This window comes from Streptomyces sp. NPDC054975, assembly GCF_053609105.1.
This window is the reverse complement of sequence record NZ_JBSGWV010000019.1, coordinates 81,881-102,587: the sequence shown is the minus strand read 5'-3', so window position 1 is coordinate 102,587 and position 20,707 is coordinate 81,881. Positions and strand designations below refer to the sequence as shown.

The 20,707-nt window shown below is 71.0% G+C and carries 20 protein-coding genes and 1 riboswitch; of the genes, 11 read left to right on the top strand and 9 right to left on the bottom strand.

Translation table 11 applies throughout. The features are described 5' to 3' along the window. The first annotated feature begins 9 nt into the window (after positions 1–9). A complete protein-coding gene (locus ACWF79_RS19125; RefSeq protein ID WP_453729270.1) occupies positions 10–795 on the top strand; it encodes a S16 family serine protease in 786 nt (261 codons plus the stop codon). Here the strand turns inward: ACWF79_RS19125 and ACWF79_RS19120 are convergent. The 4 genes from ACWF79_RS19120 to ACWF79_RS19105 form a co-directional block, all read right to left on the bottom strand. Then, positions 728–2,182, bottom strand: a complete 1,455-nt coding sequence (locus ACWF79_RS19120; RefSeq protein ID WP_453729269.1) for an MFS transporter — start codon at positions 2,180–2,182, stop codon at positions 728–730. The two genes, ACWF79_RS19125 and ACWF79_RS19120, sit on opposite strands and share 68 nt — an antisense overlap. After that, positions 2,179–2,382 carry a hypothetical protein gene (locus ACWF79_RS19115; protein WP_453729268.1) on the bottom strand — a complete coding sequence of 68 codons (204 nt, stop codon included), beginning with the start codon at positions 2,380–2,382 and terminating at the stop codon, positions 2,179–2,181. The genes ACWF79_RS19120 and ACWF79_RS19115 overlap by 4 nt, the downstream gene beginning before the upstream one ends. A gap of 44 nt (positions 2,383–2,426) precedes the next feature. Then, positions 2,427–3,068 carry a helix-turn-helix domain-containing protein gene (locus tag ACWF79_RS19110; protein WP_453729267.1) on the bottom strand — a complete coding sequence of 214 codons (642 nt, stop codon included), beginning with the start codon at positions 3,066–3,068 and terminating at the stop codon, positions 2,427–2,429. Positions 3,069–3,153: 85 nt separating this feature from the next. Continuing rightward, complete coding sequence (locus ACWF79_RS19105; protein ID WP_361962594.1) at positions 3,154–3,630, bottom strand: Lrp/AsnC family transcriptional regulator; 477 nt, start codon at positions 3,628–3,630, stop codon at positions 3,154–3,156. 121 nt (positions 3,631–3,751) lie between these two features. Here ACWF79_RS19105 and hppD point away from each other — a divergent pair, with 121 nt between their 5' ends. Further along, positions 3,752–4,897: a 4-hydroxyphenylpyruvate dioxygenase gene (gene hppD / locus ACWF79_RS19100; RefSeq protein ID WP_453729266.1), complete on the top strand. Its 1,146-nt coding sequence runs from the start codon at positions 3,752–3,754 to the stop codon at positions 4,895–4,897. Between the two features lie 262 nt (positions 4,898–5,159). Here hppD and ACWF79_RS19095 read toward each other — a convergent pair whose 3' ends face one another. Continuing rightward, on the bottom strand, positions 5,160–6,596 hold the full coding sequence (locus ACWF79_RS19095) for a tetratricopeptide repeat protein (RefSeq protein ID WP_453729265.1): 1,437 nt from the start codon (positions 6,594–6,596) through the stop codon (positions 5,160–5,162). A gap of 98 nt (positions 6,597–6,694) precedes the next feature. Between ACWF79_RS19095 and ACWF79_RS19090 the strand changes: the two genes are divergently transcribed. Next, the gene (locus tag ACWF79_RS19090; protein WP_453729264.1) at positions 6,695–8,074 is read left to right on the top strand and encodes an FAD-binding oxidoreductase; all 1,380 of its coding nucleotides are present in this window, start codon (positions 6,695–6,697) and stop codon (positions 8,072–8,074) included. A 68-nt stretch (positions 8,075–8,142) separates the two neighbouring features. On the opposite strand, the gene ACWF79_RS19085 is transcribed toward ACWF79_RS19090, so the two are convergent. Next, positions 8,143–8,634: an SsgA family sporulation/cell division regulator gene (locus tag ACWF79_RS19085; RefSeq protein WP_453729263.1), complete on the bottom strand. Its 492-nt coding sequence runs from the start codon at positions 8,632–8,634 to the stop codon at positions 8,143–8,145. 285 nt (positions 8,635–8,919) lie between these two features. Between ACWF79_RS19085 and ACWF79_RS19080 the strand changes: the two genes are divergently transcribed. Continuing rightward, complete coding sequence (locus ACWF79_RS19080; protein WP_453729262.1) at positions 8,920–10,698, top strand: RDD family protein; 1,779 nt, start codon at positions 8,920–8,922, stop codon at positions 10,696–10,698. 98 nt (positions 10,699–10,796) lie between these two features. Beyond that, positions 10,797–11,585 carry an RDD family protein gene (locus tag ACWF79_RS19075; RefSeq protein WP_453729261.1) on the top strand — a complete coding sequence of 263 codons (789 nt, stop codon included), beginning with the start codon at positions 10,797–10,799 and terminating at the stop codon, positions 11,583–11,585. A 12-nt stretch (positions 11,586–11,597) separates the two neighbouring features. Here the strand turns inward: ACWF79_RS19075 and ACWF79_RS19070 are convergent, their stop codons facing one another. Next, positions 11,598–11,879, bottom strand: a complete 282-nt coding sequence (locus tag ACWF79_RS19070; RefSeq protein WP_453729260.1) for a hypothetical protein — start codon at positions 11,877–11,879, stop codon at positions 11,598–11,600. 344 nt (positions 11,880–12,223) lie between these two features. On the opposite strand from ACWF79_RS19070, the gene ACWF79_RS19065 reads away from it, so the two are divergent. Beyond that, on the top strand, positions 12,224–14,665 hold the full coding sequence (locus ACWF79_RS19065; protein ID WP_453729259.1) for an immune inhibitor A domain-containing protein: 2,442 nt from the start codon (positions 12,224–12,226) through the stop codon (positions 14,663–14,665). 124 nt (positions 14,666–14,789) lie between these two features. Continuing rightward, entirely contained in the window at positions 14,790–15,095 is a 306-nt protein-coding gene (locus tag ACWF79_RS19060; RefSeq protein WP_453729258.1) for a hypothetical protein, read from the top strand. Positions 15,096–15,228: 133 nt separating this feature from the next. On the opposite strand, the gene ACWF79_RS19055 is transcribed toward ACWF79_RS19060, so the two are convergent. Together ACWF79_RS19055 and ACWF79_RS19050 are read right to left on the bottom strand one after the other, a co-directional pair. Beyond that, positions 15,229–15,816, bottom strand: a complete 588-nt coding sequence (locus tag ACWF79_RS19055) for an isochorismatase family protein (protein ID WP_453729257.1) — start codon at positions 15,814–15,816, stop codon at positions 15,229–15,231. Between the two features lie 132 nt (positions 15,817–15,948). Further along, a complete protein-coding gene (locus tag ACWF79_RS19050) occupies positions 15,949–17,277 on the bottom strand; it encodes a nicotinate phosphoribosyltransferase (protein ID WP_453729256.1) in 1,329 nt (442 codons plus the stop codon). Positions 17,278–17,390: 113 nt separating this feature from the next. Between ACWF79_RS19050 and clpS the strand changes: the two genes are divergently transcribed. From clpS to ACWF79_RS19030, 4 genes are all read left to right on the top strand, one after another. Continuing rightward, positions 17,391–17,696, top strand: coding sequence for an ATP-dependent Clp protease adapter ClpS (gene clpS / locus ACWF79_RS19045; RefSeq protein ID WP_361962621.1), 306 nt, complete (start codon positions 17,391–17,393; stop codon positions 17,694–17,696). Beyond that, positions 17,696–18,280 (top strand): DUF2017 domain-containing protein, encoded by a 585-nt coding sequence (locus ACWF79_RS19040; protein ID WP_453729255.1) that lies wholly within the window; start codon positions 17,696–17,698, stop codon positions 18,278–18,280. The genes clpS and ACWF79_RS19040 overlap by 1 nt, the downstream gene beginning before the upstream one ends. Before the next feature lie 330 nt (positions 18,281–18,610). Then, positions 18,611–20,062, top strand: coding sequence for an amino acid permease (locus ACWF79_RS19035; protein ID WP_453729254.1), 1,452 nt, complete (start codon positions 18,611–18,613; stop codon positions 20,060–20,062). 76 nt (positions 20,063–20,138) lie between these two features. Continuing rightward, positions 20,139–20,567 (top strand): Mov34/MPN/PAD-1 family protein, encoded by a 429-nt coding sequence (locus ACWF79_RS19030; RefSeq protein WP_453729253.1) that lies wholly within the window; start codon positions 20,139–20,141, stop codon positions 20,565–20,567. A gap of 8 nt (positions 20,568–20,575) precedes the next feature. Then, positions 20,576–20,692: riboswitch (cobalamin riboswitch) on the top strand. Positions 20,693–20,707: the final 15 nt, after the last annotated feature.

Genomic DNA, 20,707 nt, shown 5'->3' with positions numbered 1-20,707 from the left:
ATTGGGGGCGTGCTCACCAGTCTCACGCGTAACCGTGCGCTCGCGCTCTGCGCCCTGCCCGTCGCCGCGCTCTTCGCCGTCGTCGGGCTCGCGCCGTTGCCGTTCGCCATCGCCTCGCCCGGTACGACCGCCGATGTGCTGGGCGCCGTCGACGGGCGTCCGGTGATCACGATCAGCGGGGCGCCCGTCGAGAAGACGGACGGCAAGCTCCTGATGACCACGATCGTGGCCACCGGGCCGAGCGTCGACAACGACTTCGCCGACATCGCCGACGCCTGGTTCCGTACCGACCAGGCCGTGCTGCCGCGCGACTCCGTCTACCCGCCCGGCAAGTCGGACGCCGAGGTCCAGAAGCACAACCTCGGTGAGATGAAGGCGTCGCAGGACACCGCCACCGCCGCCGCCCTCGGCTATCTGAAGCTCGACCCGAAGGACGTGAAGGTCACCCTCCACCTCGCCGACATCGGCGGGCCGAGCGCCGGGTTCATGTTCTCCCTCGGGATCGTCGACAAGCTCGACGGTGACGGTGACATCACCGGCGGGCGGACCATCGCCGGTACGGGCACGATCGCCCCGAACGGTGCGGTCGGCGCCGTCGGCGGGGTCTCCCTGAAGACCCAGGCCGCCGCACGGGACGGCGCGAGTGTCTTCCTCGTGCCGAAGGCGGAGTGCTCCGACGCGCAGGCGGAGCTGCCGAAGGGGATGCGGCTGATTCCGGTGACGAACCTCAGCGACGCGGTGGACTCGCTCCGGGCGCTGGAGCAGGGGCAGGACGCCCAGGTTCCGAGCTGCTGAGCGGCCCGCTCTTCGCTGGTGCCGCTGGTGCCGGCGGTGGCGCCAGTGTTCCCGGTGTCCCCGGTGGCGCCAGCGTTCCCGGTGTTCCCGGAGGTGCCGGAGCCCGTGTCGTCGGTGCTTCCATCGTGCGCCAGGACGGGAAGACCGTCGGGGAGAGCGTCGCCAGGAAGTAGATCCCGCCGAACGCGAGCAGCGCCGTCGTCAGGCCCGTCCGTTCGACCAGCTGCCCGGCGGCCAGGCCGCCCAGCGGGGTGGCCAGGAGAACCCCGGCCGTGGTCACACCGGAGACCCGCGTGCGCAGCTCCTCCGGGACGACCTCGTACATCACCGTGGTCAGGATCGGGTTCAGCACCCCCGCCCCGAACCCGCCCGCCGCCATGACGACGAGCAGCGGCGCCGTGGTGTCGGTGAGGGCGGCCACGACGTACGGCGGTGCGCCGCACAGCAGGAAGCCGCCGGTGAGAACCGCCCGGCGCGGGAAACGGTGCCCTACGGCTCCGTACGCGAGAGCCCCGAGCAGCGCGCAGCCGCCGAAGACGGACGCCAGCAGACCGAGGGCGGCCGGGCCCCCGAGGTCTTCCCGGGCGTGGACCGGCAGCAGCACCGAACTCCAGCCCTGGCTCAGCCCGTTGGTGACCATCACCAGCAGCATGACGCCGAGGAGCAGCCGGGAGCGCAGGACGAAGGTGTAGCCCTCGCGGAGTTCGGCGCGGTACGCGGGGAGGGAGAAGGGGGCCGGGTCGCGGCTCGGCGCGGCGGCCGGCAGGCCCCGCAGGCCGACGAGGACCAGCAGGGCGGAGAGCCCGAAGGTGCCCGCGTCGAGGAACAGGACGGTGTCCGCGCCGAGGACCGCGACGAGGACGCCGGCGAGGGCCGCGCCGGTCATCCGGGCGCCCCGGGACACCGCGTCGTAGAGGCTCGCCGCCCGGGTGAGCGGCGTTCCCGCGTGGCGGGCGAGGTCGGGGATCAGGACGGAGCGCGCGGTCTCGCCGGGCGCGTGGAAGAGGCCGGTCACGGCCATCAGCGCGCACAGCATCCAGAACTCCAGCAGTCCGGCACCCTGCAGGAGCGGGATCGCGGCGAGGGCGAGCGCGCAGACGAGATCGGAGGCGACACTGATCCGCCGACGGCCGATCCGGTCGATGACCGGGCCGCCGACGATCGCGGAGACGACGACGGGGGCGGCCGCGCAGAACGCGACCAGGCCCGCCTTGCCGGGGCTGCCCGTGGTGTCGAGCGCGAACCACGGGACCCCGATGAGGGTGAGCGAATTGCCGGTGACGGAGATCGCGTTGGCGGCGAGCACCGTCGCCAGCGGGGCACGTAACGGCGTTGTGCCTTCCGGTTCTGCGCGTACCGGCTGTGGCCGTCCCCCCTGCGCGCTCATGCCGCGAAGGTGACCGGCCGGGCGGTGGCCGCCTTGCCCGGGAGGGCGAGCCGCAGGCCCAACGCGACCAGGGTCCAGCCCAGTTGGGTGCGGACCGGGGTGCGGGGAGCGGGCGGGCGCGGGTTCGCCTGGTGGGCGGCGGTGCTGTGGAGTTCGGCGGCCCTCAGGTCGTGGAGCAGGAGGTGGACATCGGCGTGCATGGCTTCGTGATCCCTTCCGGCTGTGGTGCGTGGCCGTGTCGGTGTCAGTTCTCGGCTTGCGGGAAGGCGTGCAGATGCACGCGTACGCGGTTGGCGTCCGGTGCCTGGGAGGCGGCGGAGTCCCGGTAGCTGTCGATGAGTTCGTGGACCTTGTCGCTGAGCTCGCGCAGCGCCGCCGGAGGCAGGCGCAGCGTGAAGTCGCTCATGTCGGAGGCGCCGAGCCAGTTCTCGTCCCAGTCGTGCCGGGTGCCGAGGTAGGTGTTCAACTCCTGGGTGTGGATGGTCGCGATCTCGTGCAGATAGACCTCCACGGCGCCCTGCACCTCGGGGTCCCGGTTCCGGTACAGCGACTCGTCGAACGTCGTGCCCTCCTGGGCCGCCTTCCACCACCGCTCCCTGCCCTTGCCCCGGGTCGGGTCGTCCTCGACGAAGCCGTGGACGGCCAGCTGACGGAGGTGGTAGCTGGTCGCGCCGCTGGACTCGCCCAGTCGCTCGGCCAGTTGGGAGGCGGTCGCGGGGCCGTGCCGGCGCAGGGCGCGCAGCAGCTGGATGCGCAGGGGGTGGGCGAGCCCGCGCAGGGAGCGCGGGTCCAGCGGGCGAATCAGATGCTTTTCGGGCTCGGGGCCGGGCTCGGACTGGGGGGCGGGCTCGGGCGCGAGGCCGGGCTCGGGCTTCGGGTCGGGCATGGCATGAGCGTATGTGTGCAAAGAAGTAGTTGCAAGGATTCTTTGCAACTACTTCTTTGGAACTTCCCCGCCCTCGGGCCGAGGGCTACTCCGCTCCGTCCTCCGCCGCCTGCTCCACCAGCGGGATGATCCGCAACGGCACGGGGTTCTCCATCACGATCGCCGTCGACGCCCGCACGATCCCCTCGAAGCCGACGACCCGGTCGATCACCCGCTGAAGGTCGGCGTTGGAGCGGGCGACCAGCCGGCAGAGCATGTCCCCGTGGCCGGTCGTCGTGTGCAGTTCGAGCACCTCGGGCACGGTCGCCAGGTGCCCCCGTACGTCCGCCCCTTGCCCCTGCTTGATCTCCAGCGTCGCGAACGCCGTCACCGGGTACCCCAGCGCCGCCGGGTCCACCTGCGGGCCGAAACCCCTGATCACCCCGTTCGCCTGGAGCCGGTCCAGGCGCGCCTGCACGGTGCCGCGTGCCACCCCGAGCCGACGTGAGGCCTCCAGGACCCCGATCCTCGGCTCCCGTGCCAGGAGCACGATCAGCCGGCCGTCCAGATGATCGATCGCCACAGCCGTCTCCCCATGGTCATCCTGTACAAGTCTTCCGGCCATACTGGCCCGTCGCTGTACACATTGCCCAGTGGCTCGGCGAACTATTGCGCAGCTTGCCGATCGGCGGGACTCTGCCGTCATGACTGAGACCATCGATCACACCCCCTCCACGGCGCGGCAGGCCGATCCCTTCCCCGTGAAGGGAATGGACGCGGTCGTCTTCGCCGTCGGCAACGCCAAGCAGGCCGCGCACTACTACTCCACGGCCTTCGGCATGAAGCTCGTCGCGTACTCCGGACCGGAGAACGGCAGCCGCGAGACCGCCAGTTACGTCCTGACGAACGGCGCCGCCCGCTTCGTGTTCACCTCCGTCATCAAGGCCTCCACCGACCGGGGCCGCTTCCTCGCGGAGCACGTCACCGAGCACGGTGACGGCGTCGTCGACCTGGCGATCGAGGTGCCCGACGCCCGCGCCGCGTACGCCTACGCCGTCGAGCACGGCGCCACCGGCCTCACCGAGCCGCACGAGGTCAAGGACGAGAACGGCACCGTCGTCCTCGCTGCCATCGCCACGTACGGCAAGACCCGCCACACCCTCGTCGAGCGCTCCGGCTACGACGGTCCGTACCTGCCGGGCTTCGTCGCCGCCAACCCGATCGTCGAGCCGCCGGCCAAGCGCACCTTCCAGGCCATCGACCACTGCGTCGGCAACGTCGAGCTCGGCAAGATGAACGACTGGGTCGGCTTCTACAACAAGGTCATGGGCTTCACGAACATGAAGGAGTTCGTGGGCGACGACATCGCGACCGAGTACTCGGCGCTGATGTCGAAGGTCGTCGCCGACGGCACCCTGAAGGTGAAGTTCCCGATCAACGAGCCGGCGATCGCGAAGAAGAAGTCGCAGATCGACGAGTACCTGGAGTTCTACGGCGGCGCGGGTGTCCAGCACATCGCGCTGGCCACGAACGACATCGTCGCGACCGTCCGCTCGATGCGTGCGGCGGGCGTGCAGTTCCTGGACACGCCGGACTCGTACTACGACACGCTCGGCGAGTGGGCGGGCGAGACGCGCGTGCCTGTGGAGACGCTGCGCGAGCTGAAGATCCTCGTGGACCGTGACGAGGACGGCTACCTGCTGCAGATCTTCACCAAGCCGGTCCAGGACCGGCCGACGGTCTTCTTCGAGATGATCGAGCGGCACGGGTCGATGGGCTTCGGCAAGGGCAACTTCAAGGCGCTCTTCGAAGCGATCGAACGCGAACAGGAAAAGCGCGGCAACCTGTAGTCGGCGTCGGCCGCCGGCCCCGGGCGGCCGCCCCGCTGGGCCCCTTTTGCGGGCGTCCCACCCGCCCGTCGCCCTGGTTGTGGGCAGGCGTTCCGCATGGCGGAACGGGTGGGCACAACCCCGACGGCGCCGCACCTGTAGGCACCGCAGGGCACCGGGAGCCTGGGCCCGGCAAGGGGCGTTGTCCCGTGTGCCCACCCGTCCCGCCCAGCGGGACGATTGCCCACACGGGGGTGGGCGCCGCTCAGTAGGGCGGATGGGCTCAGGTCGTCGTTTGGGCCGGCTGCTGGGCCTTGGGCGGGTTCGGGAGCGTTGGGGCCGGCTCCGGGAGGAGTTCCTTCGGGAGGGTGGCCGGGGGGTCGCCGAGGGCTGCCGCCGCCTCGCGGGCCTTCGGGGCCAGCAGCGGCGAGAAGGCCGGGTTGATGCGGAGTGCCTCCGCGAGGTGGCGGCGGGCGGGGCCGTCCGCCGCCACGGCCCGCTCGATCTCCCCCCGGTGGTACGAGAAGAGCGCGCTGCGCAGCCCCTCGTCCGTCGCCCTCTTCGCGTACTCCAGCGCCTCCTTCGGCTCCCCGGCCCGGAACAGCGCCCACCCCAGCGCGTCCGCCACCTGCACCGACCGGTGCCCCCGCGCCCACTCCGCCTTCAGCCGCCGCACCGCCGCCGCCGGATCGCCGTGGTCCGCCTCGAAGAGACCGAGGACCACCTCCGCGCCCACCCACGGACCCGTTCGCAGCCGCTCGTACTGGATCCGCGCGTCCTCGTCCATGCCCAGCGACTCGTAGAGTTCGCCCGCCTCCAGGACGTACTCCGGGCTCGGCATCCGGGCCAGGGCCGCGCGGTAGTCGGCCAGCGCCTCGGCCGTGCGGCCCAGGGCGGCGAGCGCGCGGGCCCGCCCGGCCAGCGACGGGGCATGGTCCGGTACGAGACCCAGCGCCGTCCCGTACTGCGCCACCGCCTCCTCCGGCTCTCCCCGCTCCCACGCCAGATCCCCGAGCCGCGCCACCGCGGCCGCCTTGTCCGCGCCGGACTCGGCCCGCGCCACCGCGTCGCTCGCCGCCGCCGACGCGTCCTCGCGCCAGCCCCGGTTGCGGTACATCTGCGCCGCCCGCGCGCTCACCGCCGGCCCCGAGTGCAGCTCCTCCAGGGTGGACAGCGCCTTCTGGGCGGCCTTGTAGTCGCCGAGCCCGTTGTACGCGTCGATCAGCACCGGGTACGCCGACCAGCGCTTCGGGTCCTCCTTGCGGACCGCCTCGCCCCAGGTCCGCGCCGTCCGCCAGTCGCCCCGCGCGCTCGCCAGGGCACCGAGCCCCAGCTGTGCGTCGAGGTTCCCGCGCGTGGCGGGCCGTACCTCCAGCGAGCGCTTCAGGGCGTGTTCGGCCCGCGGGTAGTACGTGGCGTCGGCGAGCCGCGCGCCCCGCTCCGCGTACGCCGTTCCCAGCACCGCCCATGACGCCTCGTCCGCCGGATGCTCCTTCAACCACTTCTCCCGATCGCCGATCAGCGCGGCCAGGTCGGGCAGTGAGGCCTGCGCCCCGGCGTTCGCCGCGAGCACCGCACGGTCCGCGGGGCCCGGCGGGGGCGGTTCCCCCTGGCCGAACAGACCGGGTGCGAGATCGGGGGCGTAGAGCAGTGCCGTCGCCGCGAGCACCGCGCCCACCCCGGCGGCCAGGACCGACCGCGACACGTTCTCCGTCTTCATGCCGCTCACTGTGCGCCCGAGGGCGCCTGTACGAAGAGCACACGAAGGGGCATGGCGGGCGGGTTCACACCGATGGCCCCGGGTGCCACGCTGGTCGCATGGACGATCTTCTGACGCGGCTCCACACCGATCTGCGTGCGGGGCTGCCCGCCGAGGCGCTGATCACCGATCCGGACGTCACCGCCTCCTACGCGAACGACATGGCGAGCTTCTGCGCGGCCGGTACCCCCGCGGTCGTCGTGCTCCCGCGCACCGTCGAGCAGGTCCAGCACGTCATGCGCACCGCGACCGCGCTGCGCGTCCCGGTCGTTCCGCAGGGCGCCCGTACCGGCCTGTCCGGCGCGGCGAACGCCTCCGACGGCTGCATCGTGCTGTCCCTCGTCAAGATGGACCGGATCCTGGAGATCAACCCGGTCGACCGGATCGCCGTCGTCGAACCGGGCGTCGTCAACGCCGTCCTTTCCCGCGCCGTCGACGAACACGGGCTCGCCTACCCACCGGACCCCTCCAGCTGGGAGATGTGCACGATCGGCGGCAACATCGGCACCGCCTCCGGCGGTCTGTGCTGCGTGAAGTACGGCGTGACGGCCGAGTACGTCCTCGGCCTGGACGTCGTCCTCGCCGACGGACGGCTGCTCTCCACCGGCCGGCGCACCGCCAAGGGCGTCGCCGGATATGACCTGACCCGGCTCTTCGTCGGCTCGGAGGGCAGCCTCGGCATCATCGTCGGAGCGACCCTCGCGCTCCGGCCGCGACCGCCCCAGCAGCTCGCGCTGGCCGCCGAGTTCCCCTCTTCGGCGGCCGCCTGCGAGGCCGTCTGCGCGATCATGGAGCGCGGCCATACGCCGTCCCTCCTTGAGCTGATGGACGGCACCACCATCCGCGCCGTCAACAAGCTGGCGAACATGGGGCTGCCCAACACCACCGAGGCGCTGCTCCTGTGCGCCTTCGACACCCCGGACCCCGCCGCCGATCTGGCCGCCGTCGGGGAGCTGTGCGTGGCGGCCGGGGCCACCCAGGTCGTACCGGCGGAGGACACCGCCGAGTCCGAACTGCTCCTGCAGGCCCGACGGCTGTCGCTCACCGCGCTGGAGACGGTCAAGTCCGCGACGATGATCGACGACGTGTGCGTACCGCGCACGAAGCTGGCCGCGATGCTCGACGGCACGGCCGCCATCGCGGCGAAGTACGGCCTGACCATCGGCGTCTGCGCGCACGCGGGCGACGGCAACACCCACCCGGTCGTCTGCTTCGACCACGCGGACGAGGACGAGTCGCGGCGGGCACGGGAGTCCTTCGACGAGATCATGGCGCTCGGCCTGGAGCTGGGCGGCACGATCACCGGCGAACACGGTGTGGGCACGCTGAAGAAGGAGTGGCTGGCACGGGAGTTGGGGCCGGTGGGGGTGGAGATGCAGCGGGGCATCAAGCGGACCTTCGACCCGCTCGGGATCCTGAACCCCGGAAAGCTCTTCTGACGCCGACGCCGACGCTGACGCCGACGCCGACGCCGGTGTTGACGTGGCCCGGTCCGTAGGGGGTGCCGTCACGACTCACCGTCCTGCGACTCGTCCGACGGCCACGGGTCGCGCAGCCACAGGTCGTCGGCGACCGAGGTGGTGGCGAGCAGCTCGGCCAGGCCGTCGTCGATGCCGAGCTGCTCGGCCTCCGTGCCCGGCGGGACGGCGCGCAGGGTCCGCTCCAGCCAGGCGGACACGTGAGTGGAGGGCGCCTCCAGGAGCGCGTCGCCGTCGGGGGAGGAGAGCGCCATCAGGATGACGTTGCGGCCGTCGACCTTCGTGGGCCAGATGCGGACGTCGCCGTGGCCGCAGGCCCGGAAGACGCCTTCGACGAGCAGTTCGCGGGCGAACGTCCAGTTGACCGGGTACTCCGAACCGACGTGGAAGGTGATGTGGACGGCGTACGGGTCGTCGGTGCGGTACGCGAGGCGGGCCGGGACGGGGATGGAGCGCTCGGGGGAGAGCACCAGCTTCAACTCCAGCTCGCGCTCGACCACGGTGTTCTCGGTGTTCTGCATGGCGGTACGTCCTCTCCGGTCCGGGGCCCCGGGTGGGCCCGCACAGGGAGAGAGCGCGGTGGCCGCCGGTCATTACGCGACTTCGAGGAAGTTTTTTTCAGGAGATTTTCCGGGGGGATCGTCGGCCTGAACGTGACGGTGAGTCGCGGGTTCTGTGGGTATGTCGCTCGAAGGCGGGTTTCTCGTAGCCACTTTCTTCTCGCGGCGTCGTTCTTCGTTACTGTCCTCCCTGGGGCCGTGGGCCCCTGAGTCGTAGAAGCGTCGTCACGGAACGGAGTCGGGGCAGTGGCTACTCCTCCTGGAGCCGGCGGGGAGGTACCGCAGGCCGGGTACTACCCGGACCCCTCCATTCCCGGATACATCCGGTACTGGAACGGGGGCGCCTGGGTACCGGGAACGAGCCGGCCCGCGCCCAAGGAGGGCGAGCTCCCGCCGGCCGCTCCGGCCTCGGCGGCGCCCGCGGGACCGGCGCTCGCACCTAACCCGGCGCCGGCGCCCGTGGTGCCGGCGGTGGAGGAGACGGGGCCCGTCTTCTTCGACGAGGAGCCGGCGTCGGAGCCGGAGCCCGAGCCCGCTTCGGCGTGGCAGGCGGACGTCTCCCGGCAGACGGGCTTCGGCGGCGACCGCGACCAGAAGGTCTCGTGGGGTTCCCCCGAGCCGTCGGCCGGTCCGGCCCCCGGCGCGCGGGACCCCCGCGTGCCCACCGACCCCGGGCCGCAGGCCCGCCTGGGCGGGATGCCGGTGACCCCGGCGACGCAGTCCCCCGACCCGACGGGCGGCGCCCTGCCCGGCGTACGCCGACCTCAGTCGCCCACGCCCGAGGGCACGATGACCATCCGCGCGCAGGGCGCGGGGCCCGGACCCGGCTCCGGTTCGCAGGCCGCGGCGTCGGCCGCGCGAACGGCGCAGGGCGCCCAGGGCGCGGCGGCGCCGCCCGGCTCCCAGGGCGCGGCGGGCCCGCAGGCCTCGACGGCTGTGCCGTCGCAGCACGGCGGGCAGGGCGCGACGGGCGGGGCGGCGACGTCGGCCGTCCAGGGACCGCAGGCCGCCCCCGCCGCGCGGGCGCCGCAGGCCGCGGCGGGAGCGCAGGCCGTCTCCCCGGCGCAGGGATCCCAGGGCGCCCCGGGCGCCCACGGCGGGCAGGCGCAGCCGACCGCCGCCCAGGGCCCGCAGGCCCTGACGACACCGCACGGCGCGCAGGCTGCCCCCGGAGCCCCCGGAGCCCCCGGAGCCCCCGGAGCCCCCGGAGCCCCCGGAGCCCCCGGCCACCAGGTGCCGCAGGTCGTGACGAGCGCGCCGAGTCCCCACCTGCCTCAGGGCTCCCACGCTCCCCAAAGTCCCCACGGACCGCAGAGCCCCTCCGGGCCCTCCGCCGCGCAGAGCGCGCCGCTCTCGCACGTGCCCGGGCAGGCGCCCGCGCCCGTGGCGGCCGCCGGGCCCGGTGGTGGGGCCGCTTCGTGGCCGCAGCAGGTGCAGCAGCTCGCGCAGTCCGGCGCCACGTCCGGTGAGGCCGAGCCGCCCGTGGTGCCCTGGAAGCCGCCCGTGGAGGACCCGTTCCTGAAGGCAGCGCGGGCCCAGGCGGCCGCGCGGCCCGCCGGGCTCGGGAAGCGGCTGGTCGCCCGGATCGTCGACACCCTCGTTCTCGGCGCGTTGGCGGGCGGGGCGGCGTTCCCCTTCGTCACGACCGCGCTCGACCACATCGACGCCAAGATCGAGGCGGCGAAGCAGTCCGGTGTCACCGTCCAGGTCTGGCTCCTGGACGGCACGACCTCCCTCAACTTCGGCATCGCGCTCGCCGCGCTCCTCGTCCTCGGCGTTCTGTACGAGGCGCTGCCCACCGCCAAGTGGGGCCGCACGCTCGGCAAGAAGCTCTGCGGTCTCCAGGTGCGGGACATCGAGGCGCACGAGCCGCCGACGTTCGGCGCGGCCCTGCGCCGCTGGCTCGTCTACAGCGTCCTCGGGCTCCTCGTCCTCGGTGTCCTCAACGTCCTCTGGTGTCTCTTCGACCGCCCGTGGCGCCAGTGCTGGCACGACAAGGCGGCCCACACCTTCGTGGCCGGCTAGCCACGGCCCGAGGGCGGCGGGCGACGCCCCCGTACGGCGGTCGCTCGAACGGGGGGCGAATCCTTGCGGGGGCCCGGTGGGCGGGATGCACTGCCCCCATGAGCAACGACCAGCCGACGCCCGGCCAGCCGCCCGAGGACGATCCGTTCGTCAAGAAGCCGCAGGAGCCCACGCCGCCGTCGGCGGGCTCTCCCTACGGGAGCGAGCCGCCTCCCCCCGAAGGGCCGCCACCGAGCGGCCCTCCGCCCGGTGGCGCTCCGCCTCCCGGCGGTCCGCCCCCTGGTGGTGGTCCGCCGCCCGGTGGCGGTCCCCCGCCCGGATCGCCGTACGACAACGTCCCGCCGCCGCCCCCGCCGTACGGCTCCCAGCCCTACGGCGGCGGAGGCGGCTACGGCGGGGCCGATCCGCTGGCCGGGATGCCGCCGCTCGCCGACTCCGGCAAGCGCATCCTCGCGAGGATCGTCGACTGGCTGCTCATCGCCATCCCGCTCGCCATCATCGGCATCCCGTTCAACGTGTACGACCGGGCGTCCGACAGCGACGACTTCGGTGACACGATCAGCGCGACCAGCACCGGCAGCGGTCTCGTCTTCCAGTTGATCACCATCGTCGCGTACGTCGCCTACGACACCGTGATGACCGCCAAGCAGGGCCAGACGCTCGGCAAGAAGTGGATGAAGCTGCGGGTCGCGATGCTCAACGACGGCTCCACACCGCAGATGAACGCCTCGCTGATCCGCGCCGTCGTGCTCTGGCTGCCCGCGCTGATCTGCTGCGCCTGCCTGTGGCCGCTGCTCCTGCTCATCCTGATCCTGGTCGACAAGCCCTACAAGCAGGGCCTGCACGACAAGGCCGCCAAGACCGTGGTGGTGGCCGTGCCGCAATAAGGCGCCACAGCGCTACGAGTTCGAACCGATCCGGGTATCGGCCCCCGCACCCACGCGGACGGCCGGTACCCGGATCGCTTCCGTCCGGGGGGCCGTGGGCGGCACCTGTGCGGGCGTCCCGCGGCGGGCGGCCGGCATCGTCATCGCGACGAGGACGCCGAGCAGGAGCCCGGCGGCGCTGATGACGGCGATGCCCAGCGCGTTCGTGGTGCCGGACAGCAGCAGCAGGGCGACGGTCGAGAAGACGACGGTGGCCGAACCATAGGCGAGTTGTGCGGCGTTCGGACGCGGCATGACGGGTACCGTCCCTCGATGCATCGGCTGGTCGCACTCCTTGGCGACTCTACGACGGTGGATGCCCGAGCGAAACGGGTAGTAAGCGTGACCTAACCCACGGTGCGGGTGCACGGGGGGCGCATGGAGTCACGTTTCCTCGAATGTCCCCTTCTGGTGCGCCTGGTGACCGTCCGGATAGCGGGAATCGACTTCTGCATAGTGCAGTTGGTCTGTTCAAGTCAAGGACTGTCTTTTCGCGCGCAACTCCGGTCGAATGTCGTCACTTGTGACGCGCGTACCCGCCAGCGGACAGCACCCCACCTCCGGTCCGTGGTCGCGGGCGCCGGGGAGGACAACATCAAGTGACCAGCAGACGACGGGCGATCAGAGCGTCCGCAGTCGTCGTGGCGCTCGCGGCCACCGCCGCCACCGCCTCGACTTTCGCCACCGCATCAGCCCATGACCAGGGTCCGGGCGCGCCGGCCGGTATCGAGCGCCACGACCCCGCCTCGGGCGCCGGCGTGGACAAGACCGCGGTGGACCACGACCTCGAAGGTCCGTACAGCAAGCAGCAGGAGCAGCAGCGCAAGGCCGCCCTCGAGCAGGTGCTGAGTGGCGAGACCAAGGTCGAGCGCCGCGGGGGCTCCCAGGTCGTCAAGCTCGACAGCAAGAAGTACGTCGAGCTGGGCCGGGAGAAGACCGACAAGATCTTCACGATCCTCGTCGAGTTCGGCGACAAGGTCGACGACACCACGCTGGTCGACCGCGCCGACGACGACACCGCCGAGCCGAAGCCGAAGTTCGGCGGCAAGCCCGGCCCGCTGCACAACCAGATAGCCGAGCCGGACCGTTCGGTGGACAACTCGACGGACTGGAAGAAGGACTACAACCAGCAGCACTTCCAGGACCTGTACTTCGGCACCGGCAAGGACAAGAAGGGTCAGCCGAAGCAGTCCCTGAAGACGTACTACGAGAAGACCTCCTCGGGCCGCTACTCGGTCGAGGGCGGCGTCTCCGACTGGGTCAAGGTCGAGTACAACGAGGCCCGTTACGGCTCCAACTACTGCGGCAACAGCAACTGCGCGAACGTCTGGGACGCCGTCCGCGACGGTGTCACCGCGTGGACCGCCGACCAGAAGGCCAAGGGCCGCACCGACGCCCAGATCAAGGCCGACATCGCCCAGTACGACCAGTGGGACCGGTACGACTTCGACGGCGACGGCAACTTCAACGAGGCCGACGGCTACATCGACCACTTCCAGATCGTCCACGCGGGCGAGGACGAGTCGGCGGGCGGCGGCGCCCAGGGCGGCGACGCCCTGTGGGCCCACCGCTGGTACGCGTACGGCACCGACGCGGGCAAGACCGGTCCGGCGCACAACAAGGCCGGCGGCACGCAGGTCGGCACCACCGGCATCTGGGTCGGCGACTACACGATGCAGCCGGAGAACGGCGGCCTCGGCGTCTTCGCCCACGAGTACGGTCACGACCTCGGTCTGCCCGACCTGTACGACACCTCCGGCAAGCCCGGCGCCGAGAACTCGACCGGCTTCTGGTCCCTGATGTCCTCCGGCTCCTGGCTCGGCCGGGGCAAGGAGTCCATCGGCGACCTGCCCGGCGACATGACCGCCTGGGACAAGCTGCAGCTCGGCTGGCTCAACTACACCAAGGTGAGCAACGAGCAGCGGGGTACGAAGTCCACCCACAAGCTGGGCGTGGCCGAGTACAACACCAAGAACCCGCAGGCGCTCGTCGTCGAGCTGCCGAAGAAGAAGGTCACCACCGACGTCGTCGCGCCCGCCGAGGGTGCCACGCAGTGGTGGAGCGGCATGGGTGACGACCTCAAGAACACCCTGACCCGTTCCGTCGACCTCACCGGCAAGTCGAAGGCCACCCTTGAGCTCAAGGGCTGGTACGACATCGAGCTGGACTACGACTACCTCTACACCGAGGTGTCGACGGACGGCGGCGCCAGCTGGACCGCGCTGGACGGCACCGTGGACGGCAAGCCGCTGCCGCGCGACGCGAGCGGTGCCCCGGCGCTGACCGACGTCTCCGGCGCGTACAAGCCGCTCGTCTTCCCGCTGGACGCCTACGCGGGCAAGAAGTTTGACCTCCGCTTCCGCTACCAGACGGACGGCGGCGCCGGCGGCAAGGGCTTCGCGGCCGACGCCATCACGCTGACCGCCGACGGTGCGCCCGTCTTCTCGGACACCGTCGAGGGCGGCGACAACGGCTGGACCGCGAAGGGCTTCTCGCGCATCGGCAAGGGCTTCACGAAGGAGTACGAGCAGTACTACCTCGCGGAGAACCGCCAGTACGTGTCGTACGACGCGACCCTCAAGGTCGGCCCGTACAACTTCGGCTTCACCGGTGAGCGGGCGAGCTGGGTCGAGCACTACCCGTACCAGAACGGTCTGCTCATCTGGCTGTGGGACACCTCGCAGAAGGACAACAACACGGCCGTCCACCCGGGCCAGGGCCTCGTCCTTCCGGTCGACGCGCACCCGACGCCGCTGAAGTGGTCGAACGGCACCCTGATGCGTAACCGCATCCAGTCGCACGACGCGACCTTCGGCACCTACCGCACCGACGGCTTCATGCTGCACAGCGCGGACGTCCCGGCGTGGATCAAGCCGCAGGCGGGCAACCCCGTCTTCGACGACCGCAAGGGTACGTACTGGTACCAGGAGACTGAGCGGGCCGGTGTCAAGGTAACTGACACCAACACCAAGATCGCGGTCGTCAAGGAGCCGAAGAACGGCGAGACGATCACCGTCCAGGTGGGTCCGTCCACGAAGTAATCTGCATCGTCGCAGGTCAAAGCATGATCGGCCGTCGCCCTCTAGCGGGCGGCGGCCGATCGTGTTTAGGTGCGTCTGACCAAACTCTTATTGACAGCGAACGCACAGGGGGAGTGGTTTCGGCATGCCCGGTGGAGGTTTCTGCAAGTTGCCAGGCGGCAGCGTCGTCGTCGCGATAGGGCTCCCGAGCCCGGCCGGCGACGGGGCCACGGTCCGTTTCCTGGTCCACGCGGCGAACCGGGCCCGCGCCCTGACCCGGCTGCGGAACCTGGGGCTGCGCGCGGTCTACCTGCGGGGCAACGCGGAACCCCCGACGCCCGACGAGATCACCGCCGTCCTCCACCACCCGGACGGCCTGCTGTGGCGCTCGTCGCCGGGCACGGCCCAGGAGCTGTGGCACCCGATACGGACCCTGCCCACGGCCTCCTAGCGGCCCTGGCGCGTCCACGCCGAGACGGGGGCCCGAGGGACGAGCTCCGGGGCGGCCCGGGGGATCAGCTCCGGGGCGGCCCGGGGACCAGCGCCGAGGTGGGCCCGGGATCAGCGCCGAGGCGGCCCGGAGGTCAGACGACGGGCTTGCCCGTCAGTTCCACGCCGGCCCCGCGCAGCTCCTCCAGGGCCCGCTCGGTCGTCTCCTTCGCGACGCCCGCCGTGAGGTCGAGCAGGACCTGCGTACGGAACCCCTCCCGGGCCGCGTCGATCGCCGTCGCCCGTACGCAGTGGTCGGTCGCGATCCCGACGACGTCGACCTCGTCCACGTCGTGCGCCCGCAGCCACTCGGCGAGGGTCGTCCCGTTCTCGTCGCGCCCCTCGAAGCCGCTGTAGGCCGCCTCGTACGCCCCCTTGTCGAAGACCGCGTCGATCGCCCCGGAGGCGACGGCCGGGGCGAAGTTCGGGTGGAAGCCCACGCCCTCGGTCCCGGCGACGCAGTGCACCGGCCAGGACGTCACGTAGTTCGGGGCGTCGGAGAAGTGGTCGCCCGGGTCGACGTGGTGGTCGCGGGTGGCCACCACGTGCCGGTACGCGGCGCCCGCCGCCTCCCCGACCAGGTCGGTGATGGCGGCGGCGACATCCGCTCCTCCCGCCACCGCGAGGCTGCCGCCCTCGCAGAAGTCGTTCTGAACGTCCACGACGATCAATGCGCGGTGCATGGCGGGTGTCCTTCGGTGGGCCGGCGGCGGGAGATGAGTCTTCGGACGGGCGTCGTACGGGGGAATGGCTTCGAGCCTAGAGACTTCCCCCTCCCTACGGGAGGGGGCCTCGCAGGGTGTTACACGCGGATGTCACACGTACTCGGTCGGGAGCACCGGCTCGCCCCGCGACAACTGGATCGCCGACATCGGCAGCCCGGCCCGCGCCGCGATGTGCCGGGCCCTGGCCGCCTCCAGCGGCTCCCGGGCCACCACGTCGCCGCCCTTCACCAGCTCGACCAGGAGCTGACTGTCGGCGAGTTCGGCCGGGACCGGGCCGACGCCGACGACCTCGGCCTCCGCGACGCCCTCGGCGTCGGTCCGGCGCGCCGCCCACTTGCGGCCGCCGACGGAGGCCTTGCCGCCGAGCGACTTCTTGGCGACCGCCGTCAGCGGCGCCTTCGGGTCGGCCGACTGGGCGCGGGCGACCAGCTTGTAGACCATCGAGCAGGTCGGGTGCCCGCTGCCCGTGACCAGCTGCGTGCCCACCCCGTACGCGTCGACCGGGGCCGCCGCCAGCGAGGCGATGGCGTACTCGTCCAGGTCCGAGGTGACCACGATCTTGGTGTCCGTCGCGCCCAGCTCGTCCAGCTGCGCCCGCACCCGGTGCGCCACGAGCAGCAGGTCCCCGGAGTCGATGCGCACGGCTCCGAGCTCCGTGCCCGCCACCTCGACGGCGGTACGGACGGCCTCGGCCACGTCGTAGGTGTCGACGAGCAGGGTCGTACCGCGGCCGAGGGTCTCCACCTGGGCCTGGAACGCGTCCCGCTCGCTGTCGTGCAGGAGGGTGAAGGCGTGCGCGGAGGTGCCGACGGTCGGGATGCCGTAGCGGAAGCCGGCGGCGAGGTCCGACGTGGAGTCGAAGCCGCCGACGTAGGCGGCGCGGGCGGAGGCGACGGCGGCCAGCTCGTGGGTGCGCCGGGCGCCCATCTCGATGAGCCGCCGCCCGCCGGCCGAGGCCGACATCCGGGAGGCGGCCGCCGCGATGGCCGAGTCGTGGTTGAGGATCGACAGGATCACGGTCTCCAGGAGCACGCACTCCGCGAAGGAGCCCTCGACCCGCAGGATGGGGGAGCCGGGGAAGTACACCTCGCCCTCGGGGTAGCCCCAGATGTCACCCGAGAAGCGGTAGGAGGCCAGCCACTGGAGCGTCGGCTCGTCCACGATGTCCTGCTCGCGCAGGAAGCCGAGGACGCCCGCGTCGAAGCGGAAGTTCTCGACGGCGTCGAGGACCCGCCCGATGCCCGCCACCACGCCGTAGCGCCGGCCCTCGGGCAGGCGGCGGGTGAAGACCTCGAAGACGGAGCGCCGGTCGGCGGTGCCGGCCCGGAGGGCCGCCTGGAGCATGGTCAGCTCGTACTGGTCGGTGAAGAGCGCGGTCGACGGCACGTCCACCGGGAGCCCAAGGTCCGCAGCGTTCATGTCAGAGATGCTACCGCAGAAATCGTCAGAGTGACGATTTCAAGGTGAGTCCGGGCGGCGCGCGGGCTGACCCGTTTGTGCGACGCCCCTCCTGAGGTGGCAGCATGGGGTGAGTGAGCGTCGCGCCAATTGAGATCGAACGCACGGAATCGGCCGAAGAGACCTTCGCCGTCGTGGAGCCGGACGTGCCGTGGGTGACCCTGGTCCACAACGATCCGGTCAATCTGATGAGCTATGTGACCTACGTCTTCCAGGCGTACTTCGGTTACTCCAAGGACAAGGCGCACAAGCTGATGCTCGACGTGCACAACAAGGGCCGCGCGGTGGTCTCCAGTGGGACGCGCGAGGAGATGGAGCGGGACGTGCAGGCGATGCACGGCTACGGCCTGTGGGCGACCCTCTCCCAGGACCGCGGCTGATGTCGGGGCACTTCGAGGCCCTGCCCGGCGGTGGCGCTGCCGTCGAGCTCGACGAGGTCGAGGTCTCCATCCTGCGCTCCCTCGCCGTCCAGCTCATGGAGCTGATCGGCCCCGGCGACGAGCCCGTCGAGGGCGAGGACCCGCTGGCCGCGCTCTTCGCCGAGGGCCCGAGCGAGGCTCCGAGCGATCCCGCGCTCAAGCGGCTCTTCCCCGACGCGTACGGGGACGAGGACGAGGAGCTGCGCGCGGCCGCGGCCGACTTCCGCCGCTACACCGAGAACGACCTGCGCGCCCGCAAGCGGCAGGACGCCCTCGCGGTGATCCGCAGCCTCGACGCGCTCAGCTCGACCGGCGAGGACGGCGTGGTCCTCAAGCTCACCGCCGACGAGTGCCGGGCCTGGCTCGGCGCGCTCAACGACCTGCGGCTGACGATCGGGACCCGTCTGGAGGTCACCGACGAGGACGAGAGCGGGGATCTGTACCGGCTGCCCGACTCCGACCCGCGCAAGCCGATGGTGATGGCGTACCTCTGGCTGGGCGCGCTCCAGGAGTCACTCGTGGAGACGCTGATGTCGGGGGCCTGATGTCCGCCGCCCGAATACCGGCCGGTAGGACGTCGTTCGCTCAGCGGACACTCAAATCCGGATAACGAATACGTCACCAAAGTGTTCGTACTGGTCCTCTTGAGTGCCTTTTGTCCACTTTTTCATGTGGCGTGCGCCACAACGCTCCTCCTCGATCACTGTTTCCCCCGTGATAAATCTTCACGACCGCCCGGGGACGCCACCCCTGTTCCCGGGGGCGCTTTGGCCGGCTGATCGCCGGTAGCACTCCATCCACATCCGGGGGGATCAGGACCTGATCCGCAGCCGAAAGCAGTCGGCGCGGATCAGCATGGAGAAAGGCGCACCACCATGACCTCAGTGCAGGTCGACAAGCAGCACGACGGCAATGAGGCCGCGGACTCCGCCGACGGCGAGGGGTACCACCGGGCACTCGGCGCACGCCAGATCCAGATGATCGCGATCGGCGGCGCCATCGGTACCGGCCTCTTCCTGGGCGCGGGCAAGGGCATCTCCAAGGCCGGACCCAGCCTGATCCTCGCGTACGCCATCGCGGGCCTCGTCATCTTCTTCATCATGCGGGCGCTCGGCGAGCTCCTCATGTACCGGCCCGTGTCCGGCTCCTTCTCGGAGTACGCCCGCGAGTTCATCGGCCCCTTCTGGGGCTTCGTGACGGGCTGGACGTACTGGCTCTTCTGGGTCGTCACCGGCATCACCGAAGTCACCGCGGCATCCGCGTACATGCAGTACTGGACGAAGAACGCCGACGGCTGGCTCAATCAGCCGCAGTGGGTCTTCGCCCTGATCTTCACGGTCGTCCTGTTCCTCGCGAACCTGATCTCGGTCAAGCTCTTCGGTGAGCTGGAGTTCTGGTTCTCGATGGTCAAGGTCACCGCGATCGTCGGCATGATCCTGATCTGCGCCGGTGTCCTCACCGTCGGTTTCTCCGACGCCGGCGACACCGCCTCGATCAGCCTGCTCTGGTCCGAGGGCGGCTTCTTCCCCAAGGGCATCGGCTCCACCCTCATGACCCTGCAGATGGTCATGTTCGCCTTCCTCGCGGTCGAGCTGGTCGGTGTGACGGCGGGCGAGTCCAAGGACCCGAAGACGGTCCTGCCGAAGGCCATCAACACCGTCCCGTGGCGCATCGCCGTCTTCTACGTCGGCGCGCTGATCATGATCCTCTCGGTCGTCCCGTGGACGCACTTCCAGCCGGGCATCTCCCCGTTCGTCGCGGCCTTCGAGAAGATGGGCCTCGGCATCGGCGCCGCGATCGTGAACTTCGTCGTCCTGACGGCGGCGCTCTCCTCCTGCAACTCGGGCATGTACTCCACCGGCCGCATGCTGCGCGACCTCGCGCTCAACGGCCAGGGCCCGAAGTTCTTCACCAAGCTCACCAAGAACGGCCTGCCGCTGGTCGGCACCTCGTTCTCGGCCGGCCTGATGATGGTCGGCGTCTGGATCAACTACCAATGGCCGGGCGAGGCGTTCAACTACGTCGTCTCCTTCGCGACCATCTCCGGCATGTGGGCCTGGATCATGATCCTGGTCTCCCAGGTCCGCTTCCGCCTCAAGGCCGACCGGGGCGAGCTGCCCCAGTCCTCCTTCAAGGCCCCCGGCGGCATCTGGCTCAGCCTGTTCTCGCTCGCCTTCATCGGCATGGTGATCGTGATGATGGGCATCGACAAGGACGCGCGGATCTCGCTGTACTGCGCGCCCCTGTGGGGCTTGATCCTGGGCGTCTCGTACCTGGTCCTGAAGGCGCGCAACCCGCAGGGCGCGGCCTTCGCCAAGCGCTCCTGACCTACTCGTCTCGGCATTCGGGCCGTTCCGTACCGCTCCTCGGTACGGAACGGCCCGTCTGCTTATCCTGTCGGACATGCTGACCATCACCCGGGCCCTGTACGACCAGATCGTGGAGCACTCCCGCAAGGACCACCCCGACGAGGCCTGCGGCGTGGTCGCGGGTCCCGTCGGCAGCGGCCGCCCCGAGCGGTTCATCCCGATGCTGAACGCCGCGCGCTCGCCCACGTTCTACGAGTTCGACTCGGCCGACCTGCTGAAGCTCTACCGCGAGATGGACGACCGGGACGAGGAGCCCGTGATCATCTACCACTCGCACACCGCCACCGAGGCCTACCCCTCGCGCACCGACCTCACCTACGCGAACGAGCCCGGCGCCCACTACGTCCTGGTCTCCACCGCCGACACCGACGGCGTCGGCCCCTTCCAGTTCCGCTCCTACTCGATCGTCGAGGGTGTGGTGACCGAGGAGGAGGTCAAGGTCGTCGAGGCGTACGACGCCTGAGAGACTGACCCGACACCAGGGCGGCAGGACCCAGGAAGCCGGTGCGAATCCGGCACGGTCCCGCCACTGTGACCAGCGAGCTCGGACGCTGGGAGCCAGGAACTGACCTGCCGCCTCTTCATCCCGACTGGGGACGTGGA